Origin of the sequence: Enterocloster sp. OA13 (assembly GCF_022440595.1) — a bacterium.
Classification (GTDB): Bacteria; Bacillota; Clostridia; order Lachnospirales; family Lachnospiraceae; genus Enterocloster; species Enterocloster hominis.
In genome coordinates, this window is record NZ_JAKNTF010000001.1 from 1,510,505 (window position 1) to 1,524,638 (window position 14,134).

General features: G+C 44.9%; 17 protein-coding genes. 15 read left to right on the forward strand and 2 right to left on the reverse strand.

Features of this window, described 5'->3' with window-relative positions:
- The first annotated feature begins 18 nt into the window (after positions 1-18).
- The 6 genes from MCJ35_RS06670 to MCJ35_RS06690 all read left to right on the forward strand — a co-directional run bounded on the left by MCJ35_RS06670 (position 19) and on the right by MCJ35_RS06690 (position 6,442).
- Positions 19-708, forward strand: coding sequence for a hypothetical protein (locus MCJ35_RS06670; RefSeq protein WP_025482340.1), 690 nt, complete (start codon positions 19-21; stop codon positions 706-708).
- A 256-nt stretch (positions 709-964) separates the two neighbouring features.
- Positions 965-1,579 carry a TetR/AcrR family transcriptional regulator gene (locus tag MCJ35_RS06675; RefSeq protein ID WP_025482339.1) on the forward strand — a complete coding sequence of 205 codons (615 nt, stop codon included), beginning with the start codon at positions 965-967 and terminating at the stop codon, positions 1,577-1,579.
- A gap of 159 nt (positions 1,580-1,738) precedes the next feature.
- Positions 1,739-2,017 carry an MATE family efflux transporter gene (locus tag MCJ35_RS32535; RefSeq protein WP_488473293.1) on the forward strand — a complete coding sequence of 93 codons (279 nt, stop codon included), beginning with the start codon at positions 1,739-1,741 and terminating at the stop codon, positions 2,015-2,017.
- Positions 2,018-2,037: 20 nt separating this feature from the next.
- Positions 2,038-2,814 (forward strand): MATE family efflux transporter, encoded by a 777-nt coding sequence (locus tag MCJ35_RS06680; protein ID WP_488473294.1) that lies wholly within the window; start codon positions 2,038-2,040, stop codon positions 2,812-2,814.
- A gap of 53 nt (positions 2,815-2,867) precedes the next feature.
- A complete protein-coding gene (locus MCJ35_RS06685) occupies positions 2,868-4,691 on the forward strand; it encodes an ABC transporter ATP-binding protein (RefSeq protein ID WP_227795092.1) in 1,824 nt (607 codons plus the stop codon).
- Positions 4,688-6,442 carry an ABC transporter ATP-binding protein gene (locus tag MCJ35_RS06690; RefSeq protein ID WP_025482338.1) on the forward strand — a complete coding sequence of 585 codons (1,755 nt, stop codon included), beginning with the start codon at positions 4,688-4,690 and terminating at the stop codon, positions 6,440-6,442. Before MCJ35_RS06685 ends, MCJ35_RS06690 begins: the two co-directional genes overlap by 4 nt.
- On the opposite strand, the gene MCJ35_RS06695 is transcribed toward MCJ35_RS06690, so the two are convergent.
- Positions 6,439-6,813 (reverse strand): MerR family transcriptional regulator, encoded by a 375-nt coding sequence (locus tag MCJ35_RS06695; protein WP_025482337.1) that lies wholly within the window; start codon positions 6,811-6,813, stop codon positions 6,439-6,441. The genes MCJ35_RS06690 and MCJ35_RS06695 overlap by 4 nt on opposite strands.
- 98 nt (positions 6,814-6,911) lie before the next feature.
- Between MCJ35_RS06695 and MCJ35_RS06700 the strand changes: the two genes are divergently transcribed.
- The 7 genes from MCJ35_RS06700 (at position 6,912) to MCJ35_RS06730 (ending at position 12,288) form a co-directional block, all read left to right on the forward strand.
- Positions 6,912-7,721: an SDR family NAD(P)-dependent oxidoreductase gene (locus MCJ35_RS06700; protein WP_240299413.1), complete on the forward strand. Its 810-nt coding sequence runs from the start codon at positions 6,912-6,914 to the stop codon at positions 7,719-7,721.
- A 260-nt stretch (positions 7,722-7,981) separates the two neighbouring features.
- Positions 7,982-8,260, forward strand: a complete 279-nt coding sequence (locus MCJ35_RS06705; RefSeq protein WP_150825039.1) for a hypothetical protein — start codon at positions 7,982-7,984, stop codon at positions 8,258-8,260.
- 66 nt (positions 8,261-8,326) lie between these two features.
- Positions 8,327-8,947, forward strand: a complete 621-nt coding sequence (locus MCJ35_RS06710; RefSeq protein WP_025482335.1) for a DUF3267 domain-containing protein — start codon at positions 8,327-8,329, stop codon at positions 8,945-8,947.
- Between the two features lie 181 nt (positions 8,948-9,128).
- Positions 9,129-9,992 (forward strand): helix-turn-helix domain-containing protein, encoded by an 864-nt coding sequence (locus tag MCJ35_RS06715; protein WP_025482334.1) that lies wholly within the window; start codon positions 9,129-9,131, stop codon positions 9,990-9,992.
- A gap of 39 nt (positions 9,993-10,031) precedes the next feature.
- Positions 10,032-10,322 (forward strand): chorismate mutase, encoded by a 291-nt coding sequence (locus tag MCJ35_RS06720; RefSeq protein ID WP_025482332.1) that lies wholly within the window; start codon positions 10,032-10,034, stop codon positions 10,320-10,322.
- A 415-nt stretch (positions 10,323-10,737) separates the two neighbouring features.
- Entirely contained in the window at positions 10,738-11,085 is a 348-nt protein-coding gene (locus MCJ35_RS06725; RefSeq protein ID WP_025482331.1) for a TetR/AcrR family transcriptional regulator, read from the forward strand.
- A 54-nt stretch (positions 11,086-11,139) separates the two neighbouring features.
- Positions 11,140-12,288 (forward strand): DUF2812 domain-containing protein, encoded by a 1,149-nt coding sequence (locus MCJ35_RS06730; protein ID WP_025482330.1) that lies wholly within the window; start codon positions 11,140-11,142, stop codon positions 12,286-12,288.
- On the opposite strand, the gene MCJ35_RS06735 is transcribed toward MCJ35_RS06730, so the two are convergent.
- Positions 12,285-12,947: a Crp/Fnr family transcriptional regulator gene (locus tag MCJ35_RS06735; protein ID WP_025482328.1), complete on the reverse strand. Its 663-nt coding sequence runs from the start codon at positions 12,945-12,947 to the stop codon at positions 12,285-12,287. The genes MCJ35_RS06730 and MCJ35_RS06735 overlap by 4 nt on opposite strands.
- Before the next feature lie 95 nt (positions 12,948-13,042).
- On the opposite strand from MCJ35_RS06735, the gene MCJ35_RS06740 reads away from it, so the two are divergent.
- Together MCJ35_RS06740 and MCJ35_RS06745 are read left to right on the forward strand one after the other, a co-directional pair.
- Positions 13,043-13,528, forward strand: coding sequence for a hypothetical protein (locus tag MCJ35_RS06740; protein ID WP_025482326.1), 486 nt, complete (start codon positions 13,043-13,045; stop codon positions 13,526-13,528).
- On the forward strand, positions 13,525-14,070 hold the full coding sequence (locus tag MCJ35_RS06745) for a permease (protein WP_025482325.1): 546 nt from the start codon (positions 13,525-13,527) through the stop codon (positions 14,068-14,070). Before MCJ35_RS06740 ends, MCJ35_RS06745 begins: the two co-directional genes overlap by 4 nt.
- Positions 14,071-14,134: the final 64 nt, after the last annotated feature.

The window sequence follows — 14,134 nt, forward strand, 5'->3', positions numbered from 1 at the left end:
AGGGCTGGTGAGCAGAAGATGGATGGACAAAAAGTAAACAATCCAATGGTACATGGGGAAAATAGGATTCCAAACCGGATTCAGGTGAGGAATGCAAGGGTGCACAATCTGAAAAATATTGATGTGGATATTCCGCTGAACCAGATTGTGGGGATCGCCGGTGTTTCCGGTTCCGGGAAATCATCGCTGGCGCTGGGCGTTCTGTACGCTGAAGGGTCGAGACGTTATCTTGATGCGCTTTCGACCTATACCCGACGCCGTATGACACAGGCGGCCAGGGCCCAGGTGGATGAAGTTCTGTATATACCGGCAGCGCTGGCTCTGCACCAGCGTCCCGGTGTCCCTGGCATCCGCAGTACCTTTGGTACGGGAACGGAACTTTTAAACAGCCTGCGTCTGATGTATTCCCGGCTTTCCAGCCAATGCTGCCCCAATGGACACAATCTGGCTCCTTCGCTGGCAGTGGCGGCGGGGCAGGAGCTGGTTTGTCCTGAATGCGGTGAGCGGTTCTTCGGCCTTTCGGCAGAGGAACTGGCCTTTAACAGTCAGGGGGCCTGCCGTACCTGCGGCGGTACCGGGATTGTGCGCACGGTAGATCAGGATACTCTGGTACCGGACGAATCCCTGACCATCGATGAGGGCGCGGTTGCGCCGTGGAATACCCTTATGTGGTCACTGTTCCCTGCCCGGATTATGTTAATGTCCTAAATGCATAGACAGCAGGTACTTTTTCGGAGGCGCTGCAGTTTGGCACAGGATAAGCAATATTTCATAAGCTGCACTATCTAATGATATTGAACCGGTCTTTTCCATCTCTGCTGTTCTCCTGAATGAAAGAATGCCGGGGCTGTAACCTTTCCCGCTTCCCTTTTCAGAAAAAATTCAAAATACTATTGACAAATGTCTTAATGCGTCTTAAAATATAACAGTGTTATATAACGGTGTTATAAACAGGAGCAATTTTATGGGTGAACAGGAGAATACAACATTAAATCTGGTACATAAAGCAGCTATGCAGGAGTTTCTTGATAAGGGTTTTAAGTCAGCTTCTTTACGGAATATTGTTAAAATAGCAGGCGTGACAACGGGTGCATTTTATGGCTATTACAACAGCAAAGAGGATTTACTTGAGGCGCTGGTTGGTGAACAGTACGATTATATCATGAATAGATTTTGCAAGGCACATCAAGAGTTTGCTGATTTACCTCCGGAGGAACAACCAGACCATCTTACAGATTCCGGCGCATGTATGCACGATATGCTTGTATATGCTTACGAATATCTGAATGAATTTAAAATCATTCTCTGCAAATCAGAGGGAACACGTTTTTCAAACCTCATTGATGAAATGGCAGAAATAGAAACAAAGGGGACACATAACTATCTGGAAATACTTAAAAGACTGGGCAGGCCTTCCCCTCCTATTGATGAACAACTGGAGCATATGTTGATAACAGGAATGTTTAAAACGTTTTTTGAACTGATCATACATGAAATGCCACTTGAAAAAGCAGAATATTACCTAAAAGAAATGATTGCTTTTTACACGGCCGGATGGATGAAAATTATGGGGCAGTAAGTAAATTTAGATATTATAATGGAAAGTGTATGCTTTCCATCATATTTAACACATTGGTTAGCTAAAACTAACTATTAAAAATCAGTTAACAAAGATTGGGATATTAGAGGGAGATTATTTTTCCCTCATATCATAAAAATTTTAAAGGAGGTTGTCATCATGACTCAAAAAACAGACACCCGTACAAAATTGCTGATGGAATCACCATTTCAGCTAATGCTGTCTTTAAGTATACCGGCTATTATTGGTATGGTGGTTGTCGGGCTATACAACTTCATGGACAGGGTTTTGGTGGGACAGCTCATCAATGAAGTTGTGATGGGGGCGGTTTCCATTTCCTATCCTTTTACGCTGATAAATACTGGCGTTTCCACATTGATTGGGGTAGGCTCGGCATCTGTTCTTTCACGGGCGGTTGGTAAAAAAATCAAGATATAATTGATAGGATCATGGGAAACTTGATTGCTTTAAATCTGATTTTTGGCATTATCATTACTGTCCTTGGAATGATATTTACACGCCAGCTTCTGACATTAAGTGGTGCAGAGGGAGAAATCCTTAATACCGCAGAACGCTACTTGCGCATTATTTTTGCAGGTTCCCTTTTCGTGAATTTTGGACAGTCCGCTAATATGATTATGCGTGGCGAAGGAATCTTAAAAAAGGCAATGCTGATTACGGGCACTGGTGCGGTTCTCAATATTATTCTTGACCCGATTATGATTATCATTATGAAAAATCAGGGAAAGGGCGTAGAAGGTGCAGCCTATGCAGCAGGCACGAATTTCGGTGCAAAGCAGTATGACAGGGTAAAACAGGTCACAAAAGCATTTATTATTGGTGCGACAGTGATTGGACTTATTTTCTATGTACCCATACAACTGGCTCCTGGAACAATTCTTTCATGGTTTATCAAAGATAAGGATATTGTAAGCCAGGGTGTGACAGATTTCCGTATTTTGTTCAGCACTTATATTCTACTTGGTTTTGTACTTATGGTCATTACTTTAATGCAGTCTCTGGGGAAAGCGTCAAAAGCAAGTGTTTTGGTTTTAATGCGGCAAATCATTCTTTTTGTTCCGCTGGCAATCATTCTTCCACAAATTGGCGGACTGGGTATAGATGGTGTATTTCTAGCTCCGGCGGTAACTGATTTACTTGTTTTAGTTCTAGCTATCGTAATGCTTGCAGGGGAATTTCATAATATATCCCAGTTGGCAAAACAGAAAAAGTGAATTTATTGAATGAACAAAGACTTTGCTCTTCAATAGATATGAAGGAGGTTTTTATGGATAAAAAAAAGTCTAATCTATCAAGATTGATGGGGTATGCCGGAGGACATAAAATTTTAACGTATCTTTCCTGGGTGCTGTCAGTTGCGAGCGCACTATTGGCACTTGTACCATTCGTGTATATATGGCGTATCGTTCATGACATACTGGAGGTTTCCCCGGATTTTTCGCAGGCGGGGAATGTTACAAGCTACGGCTGGCATGCTGTATTGTTTGCGGTTATCTCAATCGTTGTATACATATCCGCTTTGATGTGTTCTCATATAGCTGCGTTCCGGGTTGCCGCTAATATCCGAAAGGAGCTTATGCGGCACATTACAGCCCTGCCCCTTGGAATCACAGAAAAGTATGGAAGCGGAAAGCTGCGGCGAATCGTAAACAGTTCCAGTGCCGCTACTGAAACGTATCTTGCACACAGGCTGCCCGACAAAGCGGGTGCGATTGCTACGCCCATAGGACTGCTCTTTTTACTGCTTGCATTTGATTGGCGGTTAGGTCTTTTAAGCCTTATTCCTGTTGTGCTTGGTTTTCTGATCATGATGAAAATGACTGGAAAAGATATGGAGCAGAGAATGGAACAATACCAAAATTCACTGTCTGATATGTCAAATGAAGCCGTTGAATATGTAAGAGGCATACCTGTAGTAAAAACCTTCGGGCAGACAATCTTTTCTTTTAAACGCTTCAAAGATGCGATAGACAATTATGAAACATGGGTAATGGCGTACACAAGGGGATTGCGTTTGCCTATGATGTTCTATACAACTGCAATCAATGGCGTATTTGCGTTTCTGATTGCTGGAGGTATTGTCTTTACAAGGGGCGGAGTATCAGATGATTTGCTGTTAAACCTTATTTTTTATATTGTGGTTACGCCAGTTATTGGTACGACACTCACAAAAATCATGTTTATGAGTGAGGACGCCATGATTGTGAGTGACGCAATGGGCAGGATTGATGAAATTCTGAACGAAAAGCCCCTGCCTGATAGCAGAGTGGATCATATACCGTCTGATAATTCGATTATATTAGAGCACGTCAGTTACAGCTACAAGGTGAATGACTCCGAAGGAGGCGGACAGGGTGCCCTGGGGCATGATGGTGGGAAAAACGCATTAAATGATGTATCTCTGTCAATTAAAACGGGACAGACAATCGCATTAGTTGGCGCGTCCGGCGGCGGCAAGACGACCCTTGCAAATATCGTTACGCGATTTTTTGATCCGCAAATGGGACGCATTCTAATAGGAAATGTGGATATACGCGATATTCCGAAAGAAACATTGATGAATAAGGTGTCTTTCGTTTTTCAGAATAGCCGCTTAATCAAAGCGTCTATATTGGAAAATGTGCGTATGGCAAAACCAGCGGCAACACGCGAGGAGATCGTTCATGCTTTAAAAGCCGCACAGTGCCTGGACATTATCGAAAAATTGCCGGATGGCATCGATACGGTTGTCGGCACAAACGGCGTGTACCTGTCCGGCGGTGAACAGCAGAGAATTGCAATTGCACGCGCTATTTTGAAAAATGCGCCTATCCTTATTCTTGATGAAGCGACGGCATTTGCCGATCCCGACAATGAGGTGCTGATCCAACAGGCATTATCTGCTCTTTCAAAGGGAAAAACGGTTATCATGATTGCACATAGGCTTTCATCAATCACGGACGCAGACTGTATTTATGTACTGCAGGACGGTAAAATTGCTGAAAGCGGCACGCATCGCAATCTGATTGAGAGAAACGGCATCTTCACACGCATGTGGAAAACTTATTCTGAAGCGGCGGAATGGAAAATTGTAAAGGAGGTAACGGCATGATTCAGACATTGCAAAGGCGCTTTGCACTATCAAGGCAGGGGGCTGTTGATTTGATAAAAGGGTGTATTGCCTGCGTTTTGCAGGATATTTCCTTTATGCTTCCCGTCGGGCTTCTGTATCAATTTGTCATTGATATGATGAACGGGGGCATAAAGGGAAACCGTGTTATGTTCTATGCGGTTAGCGCCCTGATCTTCCTTTTCCTTATTTTTATTGTGACTTGGTTTCAATACAATGCCACCTATTTAGCCACATATGTGGAAAGCGGTGTAAGGCGCATTTCCTTAGCAGAACAGCTCCGTAAAATCCCGCTGTCCTTTTTCGGGAAAAAAGACCTTGCCGATTTAACAAATGCAATCATGGGTGATTGTGCCACACTGGAACAGGCGTTTTCCCACTATGTTCCCGCTTTGGCTGGTTCTCTTATTTCAACAACACTGATTGCTATCTGCCTGTTTACTTACGATTGGCGTATGGCACTTGCAGCGGTTTGGGTCTTGCCGATTGCATTTGCAATTACATTTTTTTCAGCCCGTATACAAGGATATTTTAACCGAAAATCCGTAGCGGCGAATGTTGCGCTTGAAAGCGGTGTGCAGGAGTGCATTGAATGCTTACAGGACTTAAAAGCAAATAATGCGGAAGCAGACTATCTGAACGGGCTTGATAAAAAAATTGATTATGTGGAAAAACGTCACATTATCACGGAACTTGGAACTGCCCTTTTTGTTGTTTCATCAACACTGATATTAAAGTTTGGAATTGCCACTGTTGCACTTGCAGGCTCTGCATTGCTTATTCAAGGTGAGATAGAAATTCCGCTGTTTTTTATGTTCCTGCTTGTTGCTTCAAGACTGTATTCCCCGCTTGAGGGTGCTTTGCAGAATCTTGCGGCGGTTATTTCAACCAAAACGAACATAGACCGTATGAATGAAATTCTTGACCAGCCAATCCAGACAGGCAGCGACAGAACAACAAATAAAGGATATGACATTGTGTTCGACCATGTAGGTTTTGCCTACAATACAGGGGAAACTGTTTTGGACGATGTATCATTTACCGCGAAACAGGGAGAAGTGACCGCTTTAGTTGGTCCGTCCGGCGGCGGCAAAACCACGGTATCACGCCTTGCCGCGAGATTTTGGGATGTAAATAAAGGAAAAATTACAGTCGGCGGTATGGATATATCGAAGATAGAGCCTGAAACATTGTTATCGTTGTATTCTATCGTGTTTCAAGATGTTACGCTGTTTAATAATACAATCATGGAGAATATCAGGATAGGGAAAAAAGATGCGACTGATCAAGAGGTGATTACGGCGGCAGGACTGGCAAACTGTGAAGAATTTGCGTCCAAACTTCCAGATGGTTATAACAGTATGATTGGTGAAAATGGCTGTGAACTGTCCGGCGGCGAAAGACAGCGTATATCAATCGCCCGTGCTTTCCTGAAAAATTCTCCTGTCATTTTGCTGGACGAAGCTACGGCAAGTCTCGACGTAGAAAATGAAACCTTAATTCAGTCTGCTTTGTCAAGATTGATAAAAGATAAGACGGTACTTGTTATCGCCCACCGTATGCGTACGGTAAGCGGCGCGGATCAAGTCGTTGTGCTGTCTGGAGGTACGGTTGCTGAGCAAGGTACACCACAGGAGTTGATGAAAAGAGGTAAGATTTATCCCCACATGGTAAAATTGCAAATGATTAGTCATGAATGGGTTTTCCCAAAGGGCAAAAGATCCGCTGTCTAGTCTTCATCTGCCCTATGCCCTATTTCGTTCCTGTAAAAATCAATTTTTTCATCCAGCCGGTCCCGATGCTCCTGGAGCTGCATAATCTGTTCATTTAATACCTGCCTGTGCTGTACCAGCATTTCCAGCCGTGCCTCTAGCGTGGGATTCCCCCCGGCCCGCAGATGTGCGTACCGTTTAATCTCTTTAATGGGCATTCCGGTATCCTTGAGGCGTTTAATAAAGCTGATCCATGCAATGTCCCGTTCCGAATACCGGCGGCGGTTGCCGGAATTACGTTCCGGGGCAATAAGGCCTTCCTGTTCATAATAGCGCAGGGTATGGATTCCCAGGCCCGTGAGCCTGGAAAATTCACCGATTGAATATTCCAAGGTATTCACCTCCACCTCACCTCCAGGTAAAATTTCTTGACATAGAGTTTACTCTACATTGTATAGTCGATTATATCAGGATAAAGGAGGATTTTCAAATGGTACAGAAAAAAGGAGCATATACGGTAATCACCGGCGCCAGTTCCGGCATCGGTTATGAGACTGCCAGGGCATTTGCCGCCCGTGGAAGGAACCTGGTTGTGGCAGCCCGCCGCCAGGATAACCTTGAGGCACTGAAGAAAGACATTTTATCGAACAATCCTGAGCTGGATGTGGTGGTCAGAGCCACGGATCTGTCCGTTATGGAAAACGTGTATCAGTTCTATGAAAGCCTGAAGGAGTATCCGCTGGATACATGGATTAATAATGCAGGCTTTGGGAACTATGACAGCGTGGCGCATCAGGATTTGAGAAAGATTGAAAGCATGCTCCACTTAAATGTGGAGGCGCTCACGATTTTGTCGTCCCTGTTTGTGCGGGATTATAAGGACATAGAGGGGACACAGCTTATTAATATATCCTCTTGTGGCGGGTACACGATTGTACCTACTGCCGTTACTTATTGTGCGGCAAAATTTTATGTAAGCACATTCACGGAAGGTCTGGCAAGGGAGTTGGAGGAAGCTGGGGCAAAGATGCGGGCCAAGGTTCTGGCGCCGGCAGCCACAAAAACAGAATTTGGAAAAGTGGCAAACAATGTCTGTGAGTGTGATTATGACAGGCTCTTTGGGACCTGCCACACCAGCCGGCAGATGGCAGCGTTTCTGCTGGAACTGTATGACAGTGACCAGGTGGTTGGCGCGGTTGACCGGGAAACCTTTGAGTTTAGACTGTGCGGTCCAAGATTTGACTATGCGGGAAATTCCAGGCATAATCAGAAAGCTGTGAAATCTCAGGCTGAGTCATGAAAAGGTTATGAATTGACTATGAGCGGCTTATGAATTTTAGTTTTTAAAAATGCCTTATTGACAGCGTTTCTGCATAGGAGTACAATAAGTTCAATTTTACATGAAAACCGTTGAGTAAGAGGAGTAACCATGGCGGAGAAATTACAGAGAGCCTTTATTGGTGGGAGAAGGCATTTCAAGCTGCGGTGAATGGGCTTATGAGGGCAGCCTGAATTTCAAGTAGGCGCTGACGGAAACTCTAACCGTTATGATGAGAGCATATGTTTGTATGTGAAAAACCGAGTAGGTGGCATTGCAGGGTTTATGGCTTCTGTTCCTTTGGGGACAGGAGCTTTTTGTTTTTTGAAAGGAGTGGGTTCCATGGATGTGGATTGGCGGTGGTGCGGATAACGGGCGGAACTAAGGATAAATGGAAAGCTGACAAGGAGGTATCAATGAAAGTATCTGTTATTTTAGGACATCCATATGAAGGCAGCTTCACTGAACGGGAAGAATGGTTAACTCAGACCAGGAGCATGGTAAACCACTACTTCCCGTAAAGCAGCTTTCCGTCTGCAGGATGGTTCAATGGAACATGAATAGGAAGCTGAGGAGAACACTTAAACATGCAATTTGTGAAAAAAATACCTGGCGAGAATAAAGAGAGAACAAAAGAATTACTATTATCTGGCTGGAATAGATTAAAGGAACCCTCCAATTTAGGTATAGCAATTTTGTATTCGCTTCCAATATCAATCATATTGATGACGGTCAATGGAATATGGCTTTTTTTACTCTCACCTGTATTTAAAAGTTTTATCTATTCGGACGGTTTTATAGTGGAATTTCAAATTAATATAAAAAGCCTGGTATATATTTTGGCTGTCATTCTGTTCCTGCTCATACATGAGCTGATACATGCCCTATTTATCCCCCATGTATTTCATTCCCCATGTACCTATTGGGGATTTAACGGTGGATTCGTTTTTGTGTATACAGAAGAAATAATGACAAAAAAGAGATTCATGCTTATATCGATCATGCCGCTGCTGCTGTTATCTTTCATACTTCCTGCGGTTTTATCAATTTTTGGAATCTCAAATTGGTTCATTATTTTCCTTTGTATTATAAATGCCGGTGGTTCATGTGTTGATGTTTTGAATATGTTTCTTATTGCGGGGCAAGTCCTCCAAAATGGAACAATTGTAAATAATGGCTATTCGACTTATTTTAAGAATGCGGAGTGACAGATTGCAGTACATACGGCCGGATTACCTATGTCTCGTCGAAAAGAGGCGGCTATCTTGAATATGAGCGATGGTTAATATTTTTGAAAGATACTTAACGCCTGTTCAGTTGTGAAGAATGCAGCTGTCTGCTATCATGAAACCAGCAAAGGCCAATACAAAAAAATAAGGAGGCACTGATATGCAGTTAGGACAGGTAATCCGTAAATATCGTAAAAATAAAAACATGACACAGGAAGAGATAGCGGGCAGGTTTGGAGTTACGGCACCGGCGGTCAATAAGTGGGAAAATGGGGCTTCTATGCCGGATATTATGCTGCTGGCGCCCATTGCCAGGCTTTTAGGCATTACGACAGATATTTTATTGTCATTCCGTGAGGAGCTGACAGCAGAGGAAATAAAAGCGCTCGTTTATGAAGCAAACTCCATGCTGAAGGAAAAGCCTTATAAAGAGGCGTTTCTGTGGGTAAAGAAGAAACTGGAACAGTATCCAAATTGTGAACAGCTGATTTTGCAGCTGGCTGTAATACTGGATGCACAACGTATGATGCAGGACCCGGTAAAGAAAATGAAACAGGCACAGATTTACGGCAAAACCAACCGGATTTCCGAGGCATATAAAGCCTATGAGGAACTTCTTTACTCACATTATCAGCTGGCAAGCGGAGCGCTTCATGGAATGTATATGCTGGCAATGGATCAGGGTGAGATGGACCGGGCGCATATGCTGGTAAGGAAGCAGGAGGAGCTGGCGAGGTGCTTTGAAATGGGAAAATACTGTGAGGCGTCTTCCCGGCTTGATATTGCAACCGCGGAACAGGATGCAGATACAGTAATTGCTACAATGAAAGAAATGCTTTCCAGCATAGGGCAGATAGGCAGCTTTTATAGGTCCCCTCTTTACGGGCATATGGAATTTAAGGAAATGAGGGGGGAGTTCCTGGCTGAACTGAAGAATAATTTATTAAAATGCTTTCGGGATGAAGAAAGCTATGGATTTTTAAAGGAGGATGAAAGGTGGAAGGAAATTGTTCTGCAGAAATAAAGTAACATTATAATGGATATGGCAAAAGGAGAAACGATTATGCAGTGCAGCAGTTTAGAAGAAGTACGTTCCAATATTGACCGAATCGATAACGAAATCATAAAACTGATAGCAGAGAGGGGGAATTATGTGATTCAGGCTTCCAAATTTAAGAAGAACGAGGCCAGTGTCAAAGCCCCTGATCGTGTGGATGCAGTCATTGCCAAAGTCCGGAATATGGCAAAAGAATATGGAGCAGATGCCAATATGGCAGAAGCTTTATATCGGGAAATGATTTCACGATTTGTAACTATGGAGCTACAGGAATTTTCAAATAGTAATAGAACATAAAACCCCTATATCCAAGAGGACGGAGTAAAGCAGCTAAGATATAGTGAAAATGTTTGGAATGAGGAAGGGAGTATTGCTGTGGATGAACGAGGGACGAAAGCCGTGGATCAGGGCGTTTTTTCTGGCAAGATAGGCGGACCGGGGAATGTGAGAAAAAATAAATCGTAACTATGAAACTTTTCCCCTGCTCCTGCGTCTAATGATTACACGTAATTAAAATAATCATATGGAAAGAGGAATAAAGACAATGAAAATCACAAAAAGAAATGTAGCAGTCATGAGGGGCGGTGATTCCGGTATCAATCTTAGAAAGGTGAATGGTTATTGGAAAATCAATCAGATTTATCAGTAAATCAAAGAGGATGCAGTAAAATGAAGAAATTTTGTTCTCATACTTTAAATGAAGAGGAGAGGTATGTCCGGAAATGAGAGAGGGCTTATCCACAACAGCATAGAGTTCATATGCAGGAAGGTAGGCATTTCAAAGTCTTACTTTTATAGTTTCTTTTCCTCCAAGGAAGAACTTGTGCTTTACGCCCGGCAGTACCAACAGCCTAAACTTCTGCGCTGGGCCCAAATGCTGATGGAGGCGCTGGAAATGGAGGCGCAAAAAAATCCCTTGCGGACCTTGCTGGGCCTTTTTGCTCTCTGCCGGGATATTTCATTTATTGATGACAATACCCAAAACGTAGATTACTCTGACAATATCCATCTGATTCTGGCAGAGCCATACCCGGAATTTAAGCGGTGCAGATACATTTAATATGGTGCCCAAATGGTACCCAACCTAGCAGAAAAGTGTGGAGGATAAAAGATAATGGAACGAAAATATGCATTTCATCCCCAGGAGTTTGCGATAGGGGAGACAAGGCTGTTTTATACAAAAATGGCTGGGAAGGGCTGGCGTCTTGTAAAACGCGGCGCATTTTTAAGCAGTTTCAGGCGTTCGGAGCCGGAATCGATACGGTATGGGATTGTTCCGGCAGTGCCTGCCCAATCAGGTGAACCGCCTTTTACAGAAGAACAGATTGCCGCCTATAAGGAGTCTGGCTGGGCATATGTGACAGGACGCGGTTTTATCCACGTGTTCAGCGCAACCGGGAACGGCGGCGCATCGGAATTGTACCTGGAGCCGGAGGCGTATGCAGCTGCATTGAAGGGGCTGAAAAAACAATATATGGTTTCGTTTCTGCAGCTGCCGCTGTCCATTGCATTCTTTCTGTTATTAGGGAGTATGCTGGGAGGCTATGGAGGGCACAGCCACCTGGCGGCATCTGCATACAGGGGCTGGATTGAGAATACAGCGGCCGTGACCGGATTCATCTTTTTATTCTTATGGCTGATGTACAGGGATTTACGGGGGATATGGTATCTTGGCCGTTTGTGCCGCAGGATGAATACGGGGAAGCTTTCTGATTATCTGCAGGTACCGGGCTGCAAAATATCAAAGTTCCTGAACGGTTCCCTGATGCTGTTTACCGCTGTCTTTGGCGTCCTGGCAATCTGCCAGTGGGCAGGAAGCTATAAACATGCGATGCCGGCTGAAACGGATGGACCGTATCTTGTACTTTCAGATATTGGGATAAATGGGGAACGGACACAGAGTTTTATAAAAAACCAGGTCAGTGAGGTAAAATATGGACAGTCACTTTTAACAGAGCATTGGGATACGTTTGAGGTGATTGATGCAGACGGCAGGGAGGTCTGGATGCGGCAGGATGTCTATCGTCTGAAGGATGCAGGCATGGCCAGCCAAATGGCGGGACTTCTGATGAGGGATGCTGTATTTGCCGGTTCTCCAGAGGACTTTGCTTCAGTAGATATATCCGGGCTTGACCAGGCATGGGTATCGGAACGGCTGGAATGCATTGCGGTCAGGGGTGGCTATGTCTGGTTCCTGACATATCCGGCTGACAGCCGTGAAGAACTGGTTTCCATTCTTCAGGTGTTAGCCGGAACAATCTAATCCAGCAGACGGAATGTGGATTTATGGAAATCCATGATTCCGTCTGCTTTCATTTTGGACAGTTCCCTGGACAGGGCGCTGCGGTCCATGTTCAGGTACTGGGCCATGGCATTCCTGTCTAAAGGGACAGTAAAGGTACCTCCGGCCGATGGGCAGGAGGCATTTTTTAAATAAGCCATGATTTTATCCCGCGCACATGGGCGGAGCAGACAGTCCAGCCGTTCATGGAGCACCAGGCCCTTTTGAGCCACGCTTGCTGTGAAGTTACGGATAAGCCTCTTGTGGCAGGCACAGTTTCTGGCGCAGCTGTTCATCAAACTGTCATAGGAAATAAACAGTACAGCGCTTCCGCGTTCCACTGCGGCTGACACGGGACTTGGATGATTAGGGCTGGCTGCCAGGATCACACCGATTTCACTTCCCGTGTTTAAAAGCGTGACGGTAAGGACGTTGCCGTCCAGGTCTGTTTTATAAGATCTGCCCCGCCCTGACAAAAGGATACCGAAGGCCCGGACCTGGCTGCCTTCCTCAATAATGACAGTATCATGTGCATATTCCACAGGATAGGCGTTCAGGCACGATAAAAGACGGCCGGTATCTTCCCTGGAAATGCCTGCAAACAGCCTGGTTCCTTCTAAATACTCAATCATTGGTTTCATCGCAATTACGTTGCCTGGGCAACTTACCTCCTGACATGATTGTATTATAATTGACACATATATGCAAGATGACAGGAGAGAAAAGGAGAGCGGGAATGGCTATTGGTTTCACAATGTTTTATTACGGCCTGTCCGCCGTGCTGCTGGCGGTTTCATACCATAAGGACAGGAAGAAGACAAAGATGGCAGTAAAAAGGGCGCTGCTTATGATGAAGGGAGTGCTGCCTTATTTTCTTGCAATCCTCATGTGTACGGGCGCCGTCCTTCTGGTACTGACACCGGGGACGATACACGGTTTTCTTGGGACAGGAACGGGATTTGGCGGAATCCTTCTCTCGGCTGCTGCGGGGGCAGTGACCCTGGTACCGGTCCTGGCAGTATTCCCGGTGGTTTCTGAGCTGCTTAAGAACGGGGCGGGGACAGCGCAGATGGCGGCATTCATATCCGCCCTGACAACAGTGGGCCTTGTAACGCTGCCTCTTGAGACAAAATATCTGGGAATCCGGGCAGCAGTCCTGCGGAACCTGTTCTTTTTCCTGTTTTCCCTGCTGACAGCCCTTATATTGGAGGCGGTATTATGAAGAAGTCAGGGGCATGGATTATGACAATCCTGGTCTGTCTGCTGGTTCTTTTTCTGGTCCTGGTATTTCTGCCTGGTATGTGGTACGGCGTCATTTCCTATACGGGCGCAGGACTCTCGCAGTTCGTATGGAACCTGGCTCCTGTGTTCCTCTGCGTGGGGCTGATGGACGTATGGGTGGAAAAGGATGAAATGATGGGGATGATAGGGAACCGGTCCGGTGTGTCCGGCGCATTCCTGTCACTTTTTATGGGAATGCTTACAGCAGTGCCTGTCTATGCGCTGCTTCCCATTACAGGACTGCTGTTGAAGAAGGGCGGGCGCATTTCCAATGTACTTATTTTCCTGTGTTCCAGTGTTAGTATCCGTGTACCGCTTCTGCTTTTCGAAATCTCTTCCCTGGGATTGCGGTTTGCAGCCAGCCGTTTTATACTTAACCTGGCAGTCGTATTTGTGATTGCGTATTCCATCGAAGGGCTGTTGCCGGAACAGGAGATGGGACATATATATAGGAAGAATAAGAATGAATCAGGGCAAGGATGAATCAGGGCAAGGATGAATCAGAGTAAGAATGAATCAGAGCTAAAATGAATCAGAAAAAATAAAA

Coding starts and splice junctions, on each gene's coding strand:
- MCJ35_RS06735 (WP_025482328.1), bottom strand. CDS start 12,947: ATGAAACCAATGATTGAGTATTTAGAAGGAACCAGGCTGTTTGCAGGC.
- MCJ35_RS06730 (WP_025482330.1), top strand. CDS start 11,140: ATGGAACGAAAATATGCATTTCATCCCCAGGAGTTTGCGATAGGGGAG.
- MCJ35_RS06725 (WP_025482331.1), top strand. CDS start 10,738: ATGTCCGGAAATGAGAGAGGGCTTATCCACAACAGCATAGAGTTCATA.
- MCJ35_RS32535 (WP_488473293.1), top strand. CDS start 1,739: ATGACTCAAAAAACAGACACCCGTACAAAATTGCTGATGGAATCACCA.
- MCJ35_RS06700 (WP_240299413.1), top strand. CDS start 6,912: ATGGTACAGAAAAAAGGAGCATATACGGTAATCACCGGCGCCAGTTCC.
- MCJ35_RS06715 (WP_025482334.1), top strand. CDS start 9,129: ATGCAGTTAGGACAGGTAATCCGTAAATATCGTAAAAATAAAAACATG.
- MCJ35_RS06685 (WP_227795092.1), top strand. CDS start 2,868: ATGGATAAAAAAAAGTCTAATCTATCAAGATTGATGGGGTATGCCGGA.
- MCJ35_RS06745 (WP_025482325.1), top strand. CDS start 13,525: ATGAAGAAGTCAGGGGCATGGATTATGACAATCCTGGTCTGTCTGCTG.
- MCJ35_RS06705 (WP_150825039.1), top strand. CDS start 7,982: ATGTTTGTATGTGAAAAACCGAGTAGGTGGCATTGCAGGGTTTATGGC.
- MCJ35_RS06690 (WP_025482338.1), top strand. CDS start 4,688: ATGATTCAGACATTGCAAAGGCGCTTTGCACTATCAAGGCAGGGGGCT.
- MCJ35_RS06670 (WP_025482340.1), top strand. CDS start 19: ATGGATGGACAAAAAGTAAACAATCCAATGGTACATGGGGAAAATAGG.
- MCJ35_RS06675 (WP_025482339.1), top strand. CDS start 965: ATGGGTGAACAGGAGAATACAACATTAAATCTGGTACATAAAGCAGCT.
- MCJ35_RS06740 (WP_025482326.1), top strand. CDS start 13,043: ATGGCTATTGGTTTCACAATGTTTTATTACGGCCTGTCCGCCGTGCTG.
- MCJ35_RS06720 (WP_025482332.1), top strand. CDS start 10,032: ATGCAGTGCAGCAGTTTAGAAGAAGTACGTTCCAATATTGACCGAATC.
- MCJ35_RS06710 (WP_025482335.1), top strand. CDS start 8,327: ATGCAATTTGTGAAAAAAATACCTGGCGAGAATAAAGAGAGAACAAAA.